This is a genomic window from Pseudomonas sp. SWRI99, assembly GCF_014270125.1.
Lineage (GTDB): Bacteria > Pseudomonadota > Gammaproteobacteria > Pseudomonadales > Pseudomonadaceae > Aquipseudomonas > Aquipseudomonas hamedanensis.
On the sequence record NZ_JABWQR010000006.1, the window covers coordinates 155,160 to 169,651 of the forward strand.

Below are 14,492 nucleotides of genomic sequence, written 5' to 3' on the forward strand. Positions count from 1 at the left end.
CGTTCAAGCATAGTTAAGGCCGGCACATTGTGCTTTGGTCAAACAACGCCAATTGCGCCCGCAGCGCCTGTTCCAGCTGCAGCATCGCCTGATTGCTTGCCTCGCATTGACGGGCGATCTCGTCAGTCGCCAACCCTTGCATGCAGGCGTGTTCAAGCGCATCGCAACATTCGATCAGGCGTGTGGCCTGGGCAATGCGCGCCGCCCCCTTGATCTTGTGGGCGACCACGGCAAGCGCGTCGCGATCATGCTGCGGTGACAGTGCGAGCAGCTCTTCGCGGTCGAGACGACTGCTTTTGAGCAACTCCACCAGCATTCGTCGCGTCTGCGCAGGATTGCCGCCGGTGAGCATGCGCAGATTCTCCAGGCTGAATACGGGTGCCGGTGCGGTTGGCGTAATGCCGTCGACCCACTGGCTGAGCAGGCTCAGGCTCAGTGGCTTGAACAGGCAGTCGTTCATGCCGGCCTGCTTGCAGCGTTGTATTTCCTCGGGTTGGGCGTTCGCGGTGAAACCCAGCACGGTGCAGGGCGGACTGCGTGTCTGCAGCTCTTGTTGACGAATTGCGCGGGTCAGCTCGTAGCCGTTCATCAAAGGCATGTTGCAGTCGACAATCACCAGATCGAACTGGCCGGTTTTCCACAGTTCGAGGCCGCTGCAGCCGTCTTCGGCAATGCTGAAACGGTGGCCGAGGAATTCCAGCTGCTGGCACATCAACAAGCGGTTTGCCGGATGGTCGTCCACCACCAGTACGTTCAGGGGCGTCGTCGCGGGCGTGATCGCCGACTCGGTTCGGGGTGCAATGATCTGCGCCGGCGCGGTGTCCAGTGGCAGGGACACGCAGACTTGCGTGCCGATGCCGGGCTGGCTGCTCAGTTGCAACTGTCCACCCATCATTTCGCAGAGGTTGCGACTGATGACCAGCCCCAGCCCGGCACCGCTCTTGGCCTGACGATTGCCGTTTTCTGCCTGGGCGAAAGGCTCGAACAAACGTTGCTGGTCTTCGGCACTGATGCCGATGCCGCTGTCCTGGACGCTAAGTTGCATCAGGGCGCGGCCGGGGGTGTTCGAACTCATCAGGTCCAGGGTGATCCTGATGTGTCCGTGATCGGTAAATTTGATGGCATTGCTGACAAGATTGGACAGCACTTGCTTGAAGCGCAGTGGGTCAATCTGCACATCCACGGCAACGTCCGGCGGGTTGAAGACGACTTGCAAGGCAAGATTTTTCTGTCGGGCGAGCCCGTCGAAGATTCTTGCAACGGATTTCACCGTATCGCCCAGATTCACCCATTCAGGGCAAAGGCTCAGGCGACCGGACTCGATGCGAGCAATGTCGAGAATGTCGCCGATCAAGCCCAGCAGATCCTTGGCCGACTGATAGGCCGTGTCGATCGAGGCACGATCCGGATGGTGTGGGTCCATGCGCCGCAGCGTCAGTTCGAGCATGCCGATCACGGCATTCATCGGTGTGCGGATTTCATGACTCATGGTTGCCAGGAATGTGCTTTTCGCCCGATTGGCCTCATCGGCCTGCTCCTTGGCTGCGCGCAGGTCCTCGCACAGCTGGCGGCGTTCGCTGATGTCGATCCAGCCACCGATAATGCCTTTGACCTCGCCGCTGGAGTCGCGGTAGGGCAGTATCCAGTGATAGATCGTCAGCCGCCGGTTGCCGATATGCAGCGGGCGGTCGAGCAGCAGCGGGGTGCCCTCGGTGACAACTCGTTGATAATCGGCATGGAAGGCCTGGGCTTCGAACGCGTTGCTCAGGCTGCCCTGAACGACGGTTTTGCCGATGACGTCTTCGCGTCTGGCGTTGAATGCTTCGAGGTAGCTGTCGTTACAGCTCTGTAATAGTCCTTCGCGATCACGTACGTAGATTGGATGCGGCGTACCGTTGAGCAGAGAACGCATGAATTCCAGTTGGTCGTTGAGGGCGCGCTCGGCTGCCTGGCGCTGTTTGATCTGATGTCGCATATAAGCGTTCCACACCAGTAACAGCAGCAGTATCAGGCACGCGGCGGCGATGACTTGGTAAAAGAGGCGTTGGTAGTTTTGCCAGATGTTCTGCGAGGCAGTGGAATAGCCGCGCCAGCGCCCGTTGATCACCCCCAGCTCTTCCGGGGCAATGCTCAGCAGCGCCTTGTTGATGATCGACGCCAGCTCCGTGCTGTCCCGTGCCGTCACCAGCGAAAACGCTGCCTGACCGGTGCCGATGGTGGTGGTGATCTGCAACGCCCGGTCGAAGATCCGTGAAGAAATGAAGTAGTTGGCAATCACCAGTGAACTCACGGCGCCGTCGACATGATTTTCCGCCAGTAACGAGACTGCGCTGAACGTATCGGGCGTTTCGATCAGGCGAATGCCGGGGTACTCGCTGCGCAGGTATTGGACCATCGGATTGCCCTGGGCGATTGCCACCTGTCTGCCTTTGAGCTGATTCAGATTGCTCGGGCCGTCGGCGCTCTTTCGGGTCAACAGAACATAGGAGTTTTCCAGATACGGGCGGCTGAAGTTGAGGGTCTTCTCGCGTTCGGGGGTGGGCAGCAGCGCCGCAATCAGGTCGACTTGGTGGTTATCGATCTGTTTGATCATTTCGGCGTCGTTACGGCTGCGGCGGATGTCGAAGCGCAGGCCGGTGCGCAGCCGGATCAGTTCGAGCAGGTCGGCGCTGATGCCGCGAAAATTCCCATCGCTGTCGAAGAACGTCAGCGGCGCGAATGCCTCGTTCACCACCACACTGACCACCGGATGCTGCTTGAGCCAGTGTTCTTCGCGTTGGGTCAGCTGCAGTTTCTTGTCGGTAAGCAGCAGGTCACTGCCGGCGTTCCAGCGTTTGGCAATGTTGTCGCGTTCGGCGCTCGGCACGGCGTTGAGTACGGTATCGATAATGCTCAACAGCTGCGGGTTGTCGCGCCGCACGGCAAAACTGAAGCCCTGCGCCTCCTGCTTGCCGAAGTTGGCCATGCGAACGTTGTTGAGGTAGCCCTTGTTGATCATGTAATGGGTGGACAGGGTGTCGCCGAGAAAGACATCGGCCTGGTCGAATGCCACGGCATTAAGGGCATTCTGATAAGAGGGGTAGCAGGTAATGAGCGCTTTGGGGTACAGCGCCTTGACTTCGGGCAGCGGCAGATAGTGATAGACCATGCTCAGGCGCAACCCCGCCAGGCCTTCGCTGAGCGGGCGGGTTTCGTCTTCGCGTGTCACGAGAACGGGTTGGTCAATGGCATAGGGGACCGAGAGCGCAAGATTGGCGTTACCCGCTTCGTAGCCGTTCGCGGTGCCGAGCAGATCGACCTGACCATCGAGCAGCGCGCGAATCGCGGCCTCGCGGGAAGGGAAGCGTTTGACCCGCACCGGCAGTCCGGTGGCCTGACTGACAAGCCCTGCGTAGTCGGCCGTCAACCCCTCGTAATCCTTGCCGCTGGCGGTCATGTCAAAGGGCGGGTAATCGGGCGCGGAGGTGCCCAGTATCAGTTCGCCGCGCGCTTGCAGCCAGTGCCGCTGGGACTGTTCGAACGTGACGGGCAACGTCTCGACTACCGATCGGCTGAGCAAGGCGTAGTCCGGCGAAGCGGCGGGCGTGGCGGACACGCCGGCATTCAGGCACAAACCTGTACACAACGCGATAAGGAAGTCCTTCAAACGGCTGAACATGCGGGATCTCACACGAGTGCGTTTCGTTTGGCCATCTCGATAAGTTCTACCAGGGATTTGGCTTTGAGTTTTTGCATCAGGCGCTTTTTATAGGTGCTGACGGTTTTATTACTGAGAAACATGCCTTTGGCTATTTCCTTGTTGGTTCGGCCTTGGGCGAATAATTGCAATACCATCAGTTCGCGGTCATTTACCGACTTGAAAAGTTCCAGTTCGGCATAACGGGTGTCATCACTGCGTACCGGATTCAATGCCTGGCTCGGGAAATAGTTATAACCGGAAAGTACCGCTTTAATAGCGCTGACCAATTCACTCAAGTCTTCCTGTTTACAGACATAACCCGACGCCCCGGACTGCATGCAGCGGATGCCGAACAGTGTCGGACACTGTGCCGTCAGAATCAGGATCTTCAGCGCAGAGCCCATGGCGTTGAAGCGGGCCAGCACTTCCAGGCCGTCCAGCTTGGGGATGCTGACATCGAGAATGACCAGATCAGGCATGCATTCGCGGACCATTTGCATGGCATCGACACCGTTGTCGGTTTCGCCAACGACCTTATAACCTTCATGCTCCAGCAACATTCGAACGGCGAGACGGATGACCGGATGATCGTCGACGATAAAAACGGAGTTCATAATCAAATCCCATGCAAGCACGAATAAAGCGCGCACCTTAGCTCAGTTGAATGAGCGCTCGCATGGACTCACAGTGTCTCGGGTGCGTTATCGGATAAATCCTACATTCAATAAGGAAAGGGACTACATGTAAATTAGCGTAAGGAAGTGCGGGCTTGGCAAGGGCTTATAGTTGGCCTTTTTAATTTTGCAAGTGTTGATTGTCAGTGGCTTTATACAGGTGTTTAAAAGTTATTATCCCAATAGCGAGTTCCGGTTCTATTCAGTGACCTCTCAGCGTGAACTGCACTGGCAGTCACTGAGGTCTGAAAAGCGTTTATGTCTCGTGCAGACGTACGCCTTCAGCCGGCCGACGAATCGGCCTGCTGAAGGCGCGGTTTCAATGACTGGAGCGCCCGGTCATTTCCAGCGCCATGTCGCTGGCGTAGCTGTCGGTCATGCCGGCAATAAAATCGATCATGCGCAGAAACGAAGTGTGTAACGAACCCTGTGGATGCGGAGCGTTGTTGCCCAGCAGATCGAGGATGCGTCGGCTTTTGAATGACGGCGTGCGCCCGTTGTGTTGCTCCAGCGCAGCGCCGCAGAACGAGTTGAGCAGGATTTCCAGTGTCGTGTAGGCACCGATTTCATGCAGTGTCTTGCGTTTGTCCTGGAAGATTTTCTTGCGGGCGATGTCCTTGGCATTCAGCACGCAGCGTTTCGCCGGGCCGTGCATGTGCTCCACCAGATCGCCGTCCAGGGTGCCGGCAAGCAGCGCCTCTTGCTGTTCGACAAACGCCCGTGCCGCCGCGTTGGTCAAGTGCTCGATGGCCTTGCCCCGCAGGATCGCCAGTTTGCGCCGCCGCGAATCCTGCGGACCGAGCTGGCGGTAAGTCTCCGGCAGATCGTCGCCGACCAGACCGAGCAACAGCGACTCGACTTCGGCATACTCCAGCAAGTCCATTTCCAGGCCGTCCTCGAGGTCGATCAGCGCATAACAGATATCGTCGGCGGCCTCCATCAGGTACACCAGCGGATGCCGCGCCCAGCGCTGTTCCTCCAGTTGCGGCAGGCCAAGTTTGCTGGCGATCTGTTCGAGCAAGGGCAGTTCGCTCTGGTAGCAGCCGAACTTGTGTTTTTTGTAACCCAGAGAGTCAGCGTGACGTGCCGTCCACGGGTATTTCAGATAAGTCCCCAGAGTGGCGTAGGTCAGGCGGGTGCCGCCGTCGAAATGGTGATATTCCAGTTGCGTCAGGACACGGAAACCCTGGGCATTGCCTTCGAAATTGAGGAAATCGCTGCGTTCGGCTTCGCTCATGTCGTCGAGCCAGCCGCGTCCCGCTGCCTGCTGGAACCAATGGCGAATCGCGTCTTCCCCGGAATGACCGAACGGCGGATTGCCGATGTCGTGGGCCAGGCAGGCGGACTGCACCACCATGCCCAGATCGGCCGGGTCGCACCATGGCGGCAGGGCGCTGCGCAAGGTTTCGCCGACGCGCATGCCCAGCGAGCGGCCTACGCAGCTGACTTCCAGCGAGTGGGTCAAACGCGTGTGAATGTGATCGTTGCTCGTCACCGGGTGCACTTGGGTCTTGCGGCCCAAGCGGCGGAAGGCACCGGAAAAGATGATGCGGTCATGGTCTTTGTGGAAAGGGCTGCGGCCGAGTTCTTGCGGGCTGTGCAGCGGCTTGCCGAGGCGTTCGCGGTTGAGCAGGGTTGGCCAATCCAAGGCTGATTCTCTCCGTCTGGTGACTGATCCCCTAGCTTCCCGGTTCACGCTGGCGCCTGCAAGCGCAACTACAGTCCGGCGGCATCAATGTCGATCAACAGCAACCGTTCGCCGTTATCGAAAAACTGCCCGGCTGTCAGGCAATACTGATTGCTGGTGGCGTCGCGGTACGTCGTCGACAGGGTCAGGCGGCGCTCTTCCCAGCCTTCGGCGAGCAGTTGATAGAAGTACGGTCGCCACGACCAGTTGTGCCCCAGGTAACGGTTGTCGGCGACCCAGCCGTTGTGGCGCCATTCGAGGTTGGGCGTCAGTTGGGTGCCGTGGCGGTCGCATTGATAAAAACGCAGCAGCCAGGGAAAAGCTTCCAGTTGCGGTAACGCACTGAGTGATGCGTGTGCCCCGGCCCAAGCCTGCAAAATGCTCATGAGTTGGCCGAGTTGCTGGCGCATTTGCATCAGGCGCCCGCGTTCGGCCAGCTTTTGTTGCACGTAGCGTTGTCGCAGTCTGGCGAAGTGTTGCACGAAGGCATCGGTGGCGAAGAACGCTTGCTGCGCGCGGGCGAACAGAAACCCCTGCACGTAACGTGAGCCGCACTCGAGGGCGAAATTCAATTGGGCTTCGGTCTCGACGCCTTCGGCGATGATCCAGCAACCGGTTTTCTCGGCCATTTGCGCCAGTGCCTTGACCACGTCACTGCTGGGCCCGCCAAGTGCCGCGGCCTGGAACAGGCGCATGTCGAGTTTGAGGATGTCCGGTTGCAGGGCCAGGACACGGTCGAGCTGCGAATAGCCGGCGCCAAAATCGTCAATGGCGATGCGCGCACCAGCCTCTCGATAACGTCCCACGACGTCGGCCAGGCGTTGGCTGTTGCCACCCAGCTCGGTAATTTCGAACACGATGCGTTGCGGGTCGACACCGTGTTGCGCCAGTTGCTTGAGGCTGGGCAGCGCCTGATCCGGGCGCAGGCGACTGATCCAGCGCGGTGACATGTTCAGGCTGAGGAACCAGTCGGCGGGGGCCTCATGCAGGCGGCTCAAGGCGTTGTCGCGGATCTGTCGGTCGAGCCGGCGCAGAGCCACGGCCGGCGCGCGCGGGTCGGCGAACAGCGGACCGACCGAATTCAGTTGCCCGTCGGCCTGACGCAGGCGACCCAATGCCTCGACGCCTGCGATGCGTCCGGTGGCGGTATCAATGAAAGGCTGAAAGCAGGCGAGCGGTTGCCCGTCGATCACGGGGCCTCCTTAGTCGTTGTTGTTCTGATTGAACCCGCCGACCGGATAGGCGCACGGGATTGAACCTCCCGCTAAAGAGGTTCATCCCGCCGATAGTGCAAGAATGTAGCCAGATGTATCGCGTCAGCGTTTACGCGTGGTTTGCAGGACCAGTTTGATCAGCGGACCCAGCGTGGTGCCCAATCGAACCAGCCGGCCCAGACCGCCGGTGCCGCCGCTTTTCGCGCCTTTGCCGGTCAGAAAACCCAGTAGCGTCACGGCTGCCACGCCCCATAACGGCGCGTGTTTGATGCCGAAGCCATCCTGCAGGTTTTGCGTCATGCCGCGCACACGTTGCAGTGGCTGCAGCACTTGCCCGGCTTCGTGGCGAATTTCCTGGCGATGCATTTCCATGCGCAGGCGGATCAGCGCCTTGCGCATTTCTCGCCGCGAGCTGTTGTGCGGAAGTTCAGGCAGGCTCATGGCAGCAGACGCTCCCGGTCGTTGGCCAGCTCTTCGAGCGTGCCGTGGAAGGGCGAGGATTCATCGAAGATCGCCGCCTTGAGGCGCAATCCGCAGAAAATCGAAGCCAGCGTATAGAAGACACACAGGCCAATGATCGCCGCCAGGCGGTATGTATCCCAGAAGATGATCATCACCAGTGTCGACAGGCCCACCAACAGCAGCAGGGCGAAGACCAGCGCCAGACCGGCAAACAGCAGCAGGCTGACGGTGCGTGATTTCTGCTCCTGCAATTCGATGCCGAACAATTCGACATGACTGTGCAGCAGACCCAGAACAGCGGCGCCCAGGCGCCGCGTGGAGGAGGCGGTGCCCGCAGTCGGGCCGGATTCACCGATCGACATGATCAGCGCCGCGTGGCCAGCAGGCCAATCAGAAAGCCGACGCCGGCAGCGATGCCGACCGACTGCCATGGGTTGGCCGAGACGTAATCCTCGGTGGCGGTCACGGCGGCCTGGCCGCGCTCGCGCAGGGTATCCTCGGTGAGCTTGAGGGTTTCACGGGCGCGCAGCAGGCTTTCGTGGATCTGCCCACGCAGCTCATCAGCCTGATCGCCGGCCAGGGTGGCGGTGTGCTCGAGCAACCGTTCGGTGTCGGCGACCAGGGTCTGGAAGTCGTTCATGAGGATTTCTTGAGCAGTCTTTGCCTTGATGCTGGCCATGGGTGGATCTCCGTAAGTGGCGTCTGAAGCGTTCGAGTATGAGCCTTGCGCGAAGGTTCAGTACAAATGACTGGTACAACTTTTGCTGTGTGCTGGTGCATCGCCTGGCATTCGTGCGCTGTTGCCGGGCGTGCCGGTGCAAAACCTTAACTCAAATGATCCCGGTTCGTGTCAGCCCATCGATCTTGTGCGCCAAAGCGGTTCGTCGATCCTTGATCGTGGTGACTGCTTTGGCGCAACTTGGTGCATGAAATGGGCGAGCGAACCGCTTTGGTGCCTTTTTAGCCTTCAGGTCTGCCTCCCTATGGAAACTCTGCAAAGCGCTGTGGACACGCTGGTTCACAGCTCCAATACGTTGTTCATTCTGATCGGTGCGGTGATGGTGCTGGCAATGCATGCCGGTTTCGCCTTTCTGGAAGTCGGCACCGTCCGGCAGAAGAACCAGGTCAACGCCTTGTCGAAAATTCTCAGCGATTTCGCCGTCTCCACGCTCGCCTATTTCTTTATAGGCTATTGGATCTCTTACGGCGTGACGTTCATGCAGCCGGCGGCTGTGCTGAGTGCCGATCATGGTTACCCGCTGGTGAAATTTTTCTTTCTGCTGACTTTTGCCGCAGCGATTCCGGCGATCATTTCCGGTGGGATCGCCGAACGCGCGCGCTTTGTTCCACAGCTGTGTGCCACGGCATTGATCGTTGCGTTTATCTACCCGTTTTTCGAAGGCATCGTCTGGAACGGCAACTACGGTGTGCAAGCGTGGCTGACGGTGCAGTTCGGGGCAGCGTTTCATGACTTCGCAGGCTCGGTGGTGGTGCATGCCATGGGCGGCTGGCTGGCGCTGGCCGCGGTGCTGCTGCTTGGCCCGCGCAATGGCCGCTATCGCGACGGACGACTGGTTGCGTTTGCACCTTCGAGCATTCCTTTCCTGGCACTGGGCTCGTGGATCCTGATTGTCGGCTGGTTCGGCTTCAACGTGATGAGCGCACAGACGCTGCAGGGCGTCAGTGGCCTGGTGGCGGTCAACTCGCTGATGGCAATGGTCGGCGGCACGGTGGCGGCTTTGATCGTCGGGCGCAATGACCCGGGGTTTTTGCACAACGGCCCATTGGCCGGACTGGTGGCGATTTGCGCAGGGTCCGATCTGATGCACCCGGTCGGCGCGCTGGTCACCGGCGCGACAGCGGGCGCGCTGTTTGTCTGGTGCTTTACCGCCGCGCAGGTCAAATGGCGTATCGACGACGTGCTGGGGGTGTGGCCGCTGCACGGCGTGTGCGGTGTGTGGGGCGCCATTGCCTGCGGTATTTTCGGCCAGACCGCGCTGGGTGGCCTGGGCGGCGTCAGCCTGATCAGCCAGTTGCTCGGCACCGCACTGGGCGTTGCGGTGGCGCTGCTCGGCGGTTTCGTGGTTTACGGCGTGATCAAGGCGCTGCATGGGCTGCGCCTGACTCAGGAACAAGAGTATTACGGCGCCGACCTGTCGCTGCACAAGATCGGCGCCGTGAGTCAGGACTAACGCTCTTCATCATCGGCACCGGGATAAAAACCGTGCAGCAGGCGATAGCGGTCGACGCGCACCTGATCGACCTTCGCCTGCACCTGATGCGCCGGCAGACCGAGCATGATCAGCGCGTGAGAGGCGAGCATCAGACTCGATTCCAACAGCTCCGGCACCACTTCGCTGGCGCCGGCCGCTTTCAGTTCGGCCCATTGGCTGTCGTCGCGCGTGCGAACCAGAATCGGCACGTGTGCGTTAAGTCGCCGCGCCTCCTTGAGAATGCCCAGGGCCACGTCACTTTGATCCACCGCAATCACCAATAACCTGGCGCGCAGCAGGCCAACGGCGGTCAACAAGTCACCGCGCGACGAGTCGCCGTAATGCACGGCGCTTTCTGCGCACGCGGCCTCCCGGACACGCACAGGGTCGTTATCCAGCGCGATATAGGGTTGGCTGGCGTTGCGCAGGAAGCGTCCGATCGACTGGCCGACGCGACCGTATCCGCATATCACCACGTGCTTGTCGAGGTCGGCGTTGAGCGCGCTGATCTGTTCGATCTGAGCCTTCTGATTAGGCTTGCGGTGCAGCGCTGCCGCGATGCGTGGCGCCGCGCGCAGCAGAACAGGCGTGAGCAGCATCGAGCAGAATGTTGCCGCCAGCAGCAGGACGCCCAGCTCGGCAGGCATCAGCTGGTTTTGCTGCATCTGCGCCATCAGGGCAAAACAGAACTCGCCGCCCTGGGCCAACGCCAGACCGCTGCGCCACGCCGTTTCACTGTCACTGCCGCGCCATTTCACCAGCAGCGCGACCACGACGCCCTTGATCAGCATCAGGCCGAGGGTGAGGCCGACGATCAACAGACCGTGACTGGCAAACAGTTGCAGGTCGATCAGCATGCCGATGCTGACGAAAAACACCCCGAGCAGGATGTCGCGAAAGGGCCGGATATCGGCTTCGATCTGGTGTCGATAGTGACTCTCACCGAGCAGCATGCCGGCGAGAAACGCGCCAAGCGCCGGCGACAGACCCAGCAAGTGGGTCAGCCACGCGGTGAGCAGCACAATCACCAGCGCCAGCAGGACAAACAACTCCGCCGAACGCGAGGCCGCTACCTCATGGAACAAACGCGGCAGCAGCCAGCGACTGGCCAGAAGCAGGCCGACAAACAGCACCACGGTCTTTGCCAGGGTCAGCGGCAATGCCCAGTACCAGGCCTGCTCGCTGCTGCCGGCGAAGACGGGCACCAGGGTCAGCAGTAAAACTGCGACAACATCCTGGAACAATAGAACGCCAATCGCGTTCTGGCCGTGGCTACTGAACACTTCGCCGAGGCTGCCCAGTTCCTTGGTGACGATCGCGGTGGAGGACAGCGAAAGCCCCGCGCCGAGCAATAGCGCCGGCGTCATTGGCATGCCCAGCAGCATCAGCAACAGACCGAGGACGGCGGTGCTGATCAGCACCTGCTGGCTGCCGAGGCGGAACACCACCTGACGCAACGCAATCATCTTCGACAGCGAAAATTCGAGGCCCAGGGAAAACAGCAGGAACACCACGCCCAGTTCGGCGACGTCGGGCAGGTGTTCACTTTCATTGACCCAGTCGAATGCGCTCGGCCCGACCAGCAGTCCCACGCACAGGTAACCCAGTACCGGCGGCAGGCGCAGGCGACGGAACAGGGCAATCACCACGAGGGACGAGGCGAGGATGATCAACAGGTTGGCAAACACGAGACGCTCCGATGTCAGGCTCTGGCCTCTCAAGCGTAGAGGCAAAAAGAGCGGGAGGATGACGGATTGGTGATTTGGGCGCACTGATGTGCGTCAGGGTTTTACCCAGGCCCCGCTCGGACCTTTGAGCGGTCACGGGTCGACGGCTTTTTCAAGGGGGCCTAGAATAGGCGCACTCATTTTGTGGTTGAGCACGCATGCCTCCTGAATGTCAGCTGTTCGGCACCCTGGGGTGTCACCTATGCGAAGTCGCTGAAGCTGAACTGATGCCTTTTGTCGAGCATGGTCTGCTGGTGGAACTGGTGGATATTTCCGACGACGAGTCATGGTACGAAGCGTATCGCCTGCGAATTCCTGTGCTGCGCCGTGTTGATACCGGGGCGGAGCTGGACTGGCCGTTCAGTGCCGATCAGGTCGTGGCCTTTCTTCGCTGATCCGCTGTTCGCGCCGCTCCGCTGGTCGCTGCTGCACAACCATGCCTTGGCACTTCCCGGTTCATTCGGTTACTGTATGTCCATACAGCAATCGAGTCAGAGGGATGAACCGTGGTCAATGTCGAACAGTTGAAGAGCAGCGTTAACCGGATGTCGGTCGACGTGGTGCGCGAGGCCGTCCTCGAATTGCGCCTGGACGGGCTGGTCACGGAAGGCAAGACGCCGTTCAACAAGCTGCATTTCAACACCTGTTTCGCCGAAATCGAGGCATTGTTCCAGCGCGCCGGCTATCACAAGCAACTGGATGTGGTCGGCTATCAGGGCTTGCTCTACGCCTTGTATGACCCGGGGCGCTGGGAGGCGGTGGATGTGTTGCGCTGGCTCAAGGAATTCACCGAGGCCGCAGCGCTCAAGACGATTCCGGCCTGAGGATTCTGCGCTAGGTTCGCATCCTGCAGTGCGGGATAATGCCGACCTGTCTTGAGGATTCGATTTGCGTATGCCCACCACTACCTTTTCTGCTGCTCAAAACCAGGCGAGTACGCTCTACCTGCCTCCCGGGTCATGGCTGACCGTACTCGATTGCCTGTGCGAGCATTTCAGCGCCATCGGCCGTGAGCAATGGCTGGACAGGATCGCCCGCGGGCGGGTGCTTGATGGTCAGGGGCAACCGATCTCGCTGGACCTGCCCTACAAGGAAGGCCTGCGTATTCACTATTTTCGTGAGGTGCCGGACGAGAAGCCGATTCCGGTAGTCGAGACAATTCTCTACGCCGATGAACATCTGGTGGTCGCGGACAAGCCGCATTTCCTGCCGGTCACGCCTGCGGGGGAGTATGTCGAGCAAACCTTGCTGCGTCGCTTGATCCGCCGTCTGGACAATCCGCATCTGGTGCCCTTGCACCGGATTGATCGGCACACGGCGGGGCTGGTGATCTTTTCGGCCGATCCGCAAACCCGCTCGGCCTATCAGTCGCTTTTTCCGACACGGCAGATCGACAAGTATTACGAGGCGATAGCCCCCGCGTTGCCCGATCTGAGCTTTCCCCTGGTGCACAAGAGTCGTCTGGTCGATGGCGAGCCGTTCTTTCGCATGCAGGAGGGGCCGGGTGTCGGCAATACCGAGACGGCGGTCGAGGTGCGGGAAAAAAATGGCGATCTCTGGCGTTATGGCCTGTTCCCGGTGACCGGCAAGAAGCACCAGTTGCGTGTCCACATGACCGCGCTGGGGGCGAGCATCTGCAACGATCCGTTTTATCCGGATGTACTGAAAGACGTCGAGGACGATTACGCCAATCCACTCAAGCTTCTCGCCCAGGGGTTGCGTTTTATCGATCCGGTGACCGGTGAACAGCGCGAGTTCCGGAGCCAGATCAGCCTGCACTGGTAGCGGCGCAAGTACTTTTCAGCGCCCATGAAAAAGCCCGCAAATCTGCGGGCTTTTCTGTATCCGGCGTGCCGCTGAGCTTACAGCTCTTTAACGGTGCGTACCTGATCCTTGTTGATGCGAGTTTCTTTGCCGTCCAGCTGCTGGAACTCGTAGAAGCCCGAATCATCATCGTATTTCGGGGTGTCGACGGCCTGGATTTCGCGACCGTCATTCAAGGTGATCACTGTAGGCGAGGAGCAACCGGCGAGGGTGGCCAGGCCCAGTGCGAGCATGAAAGTGGCGAGGGTCCGTTGAGTCATGGGTGTGTCTCCGAATGGGAAATCTTCTGGTTACTGAGCTTGAGACGTACACAAGGCGTGAGAGTTCCTTGAATGCTGTCAGTCTGACACAGTGTTGTGCGCATTTAACAGTTCAGGGGTGTTGAGGTTGGCAAGGCGCGGGTCATTGTCAGGGCATTGCAAGGCGTTCGCGCCGAGGTTGCGCATCACCCGGCCGGGGCTACGTTCGCCGCTTTTCCAGGCCTCTTCGAATGCCGGTAAAAGGCCGACCGGAATCACGCAGAGCAACGGTTGCCAATGCGCGCCCTCGCGCAACATTAAAGGTTTTTCAGGCTGCTCGCTGGCGGCCTCACGCATACGTTGCAGCAGGGCTTCGTCAATCAGCGGAACATCGCACGGCAGGACCAGCAAGTGTGAATGACGGGCGACTTTCAGACCTGCCAGAATCCCCGCCAGCGGTCCCGGAAAGTCTCCTTCGTCATCAGCCACCAGTTGATCGGCAAACGGCGCATAGCGCTGACGATTGCGGTTGCACGAGATGATCAAATCGTCAGTCAGCGTGCGGACCTTGCGTTGCTGATGCGCAATCAACGGTTCGCCCTGCCACGGCACCAGACCTTTATCCTGGCCGCCCATGCGTTGGCCGCGTCCGCCTGCCAGAAGCAGAATCGAGCAGGGCGGCAATGGCGTTGGCTGGGGCATGGCAGCTCTCCACAGGGAAGGCGAAAAAATCGAGCGCTGTGATATAACACCGGGCTGTTTCTTCTACAACT

14 protein-coding genes are annotated in these 14,492 nt (G+C 59.9%); 4 read left to right on the forward strand and 10 right to left on the reverse strand.

The features are described from left to right. Positions 1-13: 13 nt before the first annotated feature. The 7 genes from HU743_RS07155 to HU743_RS07185 form a co-directional block, all read right to left on the reverse strand. Positions 14-3,658 carry a transporter substrate-binding domain-containing protein gene (locus HU743_RS07155; protein ID WP_186647819.1) on the reverse strand — a complete coding sequence of 1,215 codons (3,645 nt, stop codon included), beginning with the start codon at positions 3,656-3,658 and terminating at the stop codon, positions 14-16. 8 nt (positions 3,659-3,666) lie between these two features. After that, positions 3,667-4,293, reverse strand: coding sequence for a response regulator transcription factor (locus tag HU743_RS07160; RefSeq protein ID WP_186547177.1), 627 nt, complete (start codon positions 4,291-4,293; stop codon positions 3,667-3,669). Positions 4,294-4,672: 379 nt separating this feature from the next. After that, the gene (locus HU743_RS07165) at positions 4,673-6,001 is read right to left on the reverse strand and encodes a deoxyguanosinetriphosphate triphosphohydrolase (RefSeq protein ID WP_186647821.1); all 1,329 of its coding nucleotides are present in this window, start codon (positions 5,999-6,001) and stop codon (positions 4,673-4,675) included. Between the two features lie 68 nt (positions 6,002-6,069). Then, entirely contained in the window at positions 6,070-7,233 is a 1,164-nt protein-coding gene (locus HU743_RS07170; protein WP_186647824.1) for an EAL domain-containing protein, read from the reverse strand. Positions 7,234-7,356: 123 nt separating this feature from the next. Beyond that, a complete protein-coding gene (locus tag HU743_RS07175; RefSeq protein ID WP_186547116.1) occupies positions 7,357-7,695 on the reverse strand; it encodes a hypothetical protein in 339 nt (112 codons plus the stop codon). Continuing rightward, entirely contained in the window at positions 7,692-8,078 is a 387-nt protein-coding gene (locus HU743_RS07180) for a phage holin family protein (protein WP_008079909.1), read from the reverse strand. The genes HU743_RS07175 and HU743_RS07180 overlap by 4 nt, the downstream gene beginning before the upstream one ends. Positions 8,079-8,080: 2 nt before the next feature. Beyond that, positions 8,081-8,395, reverse strand: coding sequence for a YqjD family protein (locus HU743_RS07185; protein WP_186547117.1), 315 nt, complete (start codon positions 8,393-8,395; stop codon positions 8,081-8,083). A gap of 304 nt (positions 8,396-8,699) precedes the next feature. On the opposite strand from HU743_RS07185, the gene HU743_RS07190 reads away from it, so the two are divergent. Further along, positions 8,700-9,908: an ammonium transporter gene (locus tag HU743_RS07190; RefSeq protein WP_186647826.1), complete on the forward strand. Its 1,209-nt coding sequence runs from the start codon at positions 8,700-8,702 to the stop codon at positions 9,906-9,908. Here the strand turns inward: HU743_RS07190 and HU743_RS07195 are convergent. Continuing rightward, positions 9,905-11,617, reverse strand: a complete 1,713-nt coding sequence (locus HU743_RS07195; RefSeq protein ID WP_186647828.1) for a monovalent cation:proton antiporter-2 (CPA2) family protein — start codon at positions 11,615-11,617, stop codon at positions 9,905-9,907. The genes HU743_RS07190 and HU743_RS07195 overlap by 4 nt on opposite strands. 197 nt (positions 11,618-11,814) lie before the next feature. Between HU743_RS07195 and HU743_RS07200 the strand changes: the two genes are divergently transcribed. The 3 genes from HU743_RS07200 to HU743_RS07210 all read left to right on the forward strand — a co-directional run bounded on the left by HU743_RS07200 (position 11,815) and on the right by HU743_RS07210 (position 13,441). After that, a complete protein-coding gene (locus tag HU743_RS07200; protein WP_186647830.1) occupies positions 11,815-12,051 on the forward strand; it encodes a glutaredoxin family protein in 237 nt (78 codons plus the stop codon). Positions 12,052-12,162: 111 nt separating this feature from the next. Beyond that, positions 12,163-12,480 (forward strand): transcriptional regulator, encoded by a 318-nt coding sequence (locus tag HU743_RS07205; protein WP_186547121.1) that lies wholly within the window; start codon positions 12,163-12,165, stop codon positions 12,478-12,480. Positions 12,481-12,550: 70 nt separating this feature from the next. Next, positions 12,551-13,441, forward strand: a complete 891-nt coding sequence (locus tag HU743_RS07210; RefSeq protein WP_186647832.1) for a pseudouridine synthase — start codon at positions 12,551-12,553, stop codon at positions 13,439-13,441. A gap of 77 nt (positions 13,442-13,518) precedes the next feature. On the opposite strand, the gene HU743_RS07215 is transcribed toward HU743_RS07210, so the two are convergent. Beyond that, positions 13,519-13,740 (reverse strand): YgdI/YgdR family lipoprotein, encoded by a 222-nt coding sequence (locus tag HU743_RS07215; protein WP_016770600.1) that lies wholly within the window; start codon positions 13,738-13,740, stop codon positions 13,519-13,521. Between the two features lie 78 nt (positions 13,741-13,818). Further along, complete coding sequence (gene mobA, locus HU743_RS07220) at positions 13,819-14,421, reverse strand: molybdenum cofactor guanylyltransferase MobA (RefSeq protein ID WP_186637455.1); 603 nt, start codon at positions 14,419-14,421, stop codon at positions 13,819-13,821. Positions 14,422-14,492: the final 71 nt, after the last annotated feature.

Bases quoted from the DNA above. Each gene is read 5' to 3' on its own strand.
- HU743_RS07210 (WP_186647832.1), top strand. From the start codon at position 12,551: ATGCCCACCACTACCTTTTCTGCTGCTCAAAACCAGGCGAGTACGCTC.
- mobA (WP_186637455.1), bottom strand. From the start codon at position 14,421: ATGCCCCAGCCAACGCCATTGCCGCCCTGCTCGATTCTGCTTCTGGCA.
- HU743_RS07190 (WP_186647826.1), top strand. From the start codon at position 8,700: ATGGAAACTCTGCAAAGCGCTGTGGACACGCTGGTTCACAGCTCCAAT.
- HU743_RS07200 (WP_186647830.1), top strand. From the start codon at position 11,815: ATGCCTCCTGAATGTCAGCTGTTCGGCACCCTGGGGTGTCACCTATGC.
- HU743_RS07160 (WP_186547177.1), bottom strand. From the start codon at position 4,293: ATGAACTCCGTTTTTATCGTCGACGATCATCCGGTCATCCGTCTCGCC.
- HU743_RS07185 (WP_186547117.1), bottom strand. From the start codon at position 8,395: ATGGCCAGCATCAAGGCAAAGACTGCTCAAGAAATCCTCATGAACGAC.
- HU743_RS07215 (WP_016770600.1), bottom strand. From the start codon at position 13,740: ATGACTCAACGGACCCTCGCCACTTTCATGCTCGCACTGGGCCTGGCC.
- HU743_RS07180 (WP_008079909.1), bottom strand. From the start codon at position 8,078: ATGTCGATCGGTGAATCCGGCCCGACTGCGGGCACCGCCTCCTCCACG.
- HU743_RS07155 (WP_186647819.1), bottom strand. From the start codon at position 3,658: ATGTTCAGCCGTTTGAAGGACTTCCTTATCGCGTTGTGTACAGGTTTG.
- HU743_RS07175 (WP_186547116.1), bottom strand. From the start codon at position 7,695: ATGAGCCTGCCTGAACTTCCGCACAACAGCTCGCGGCGAGAAATGCGC.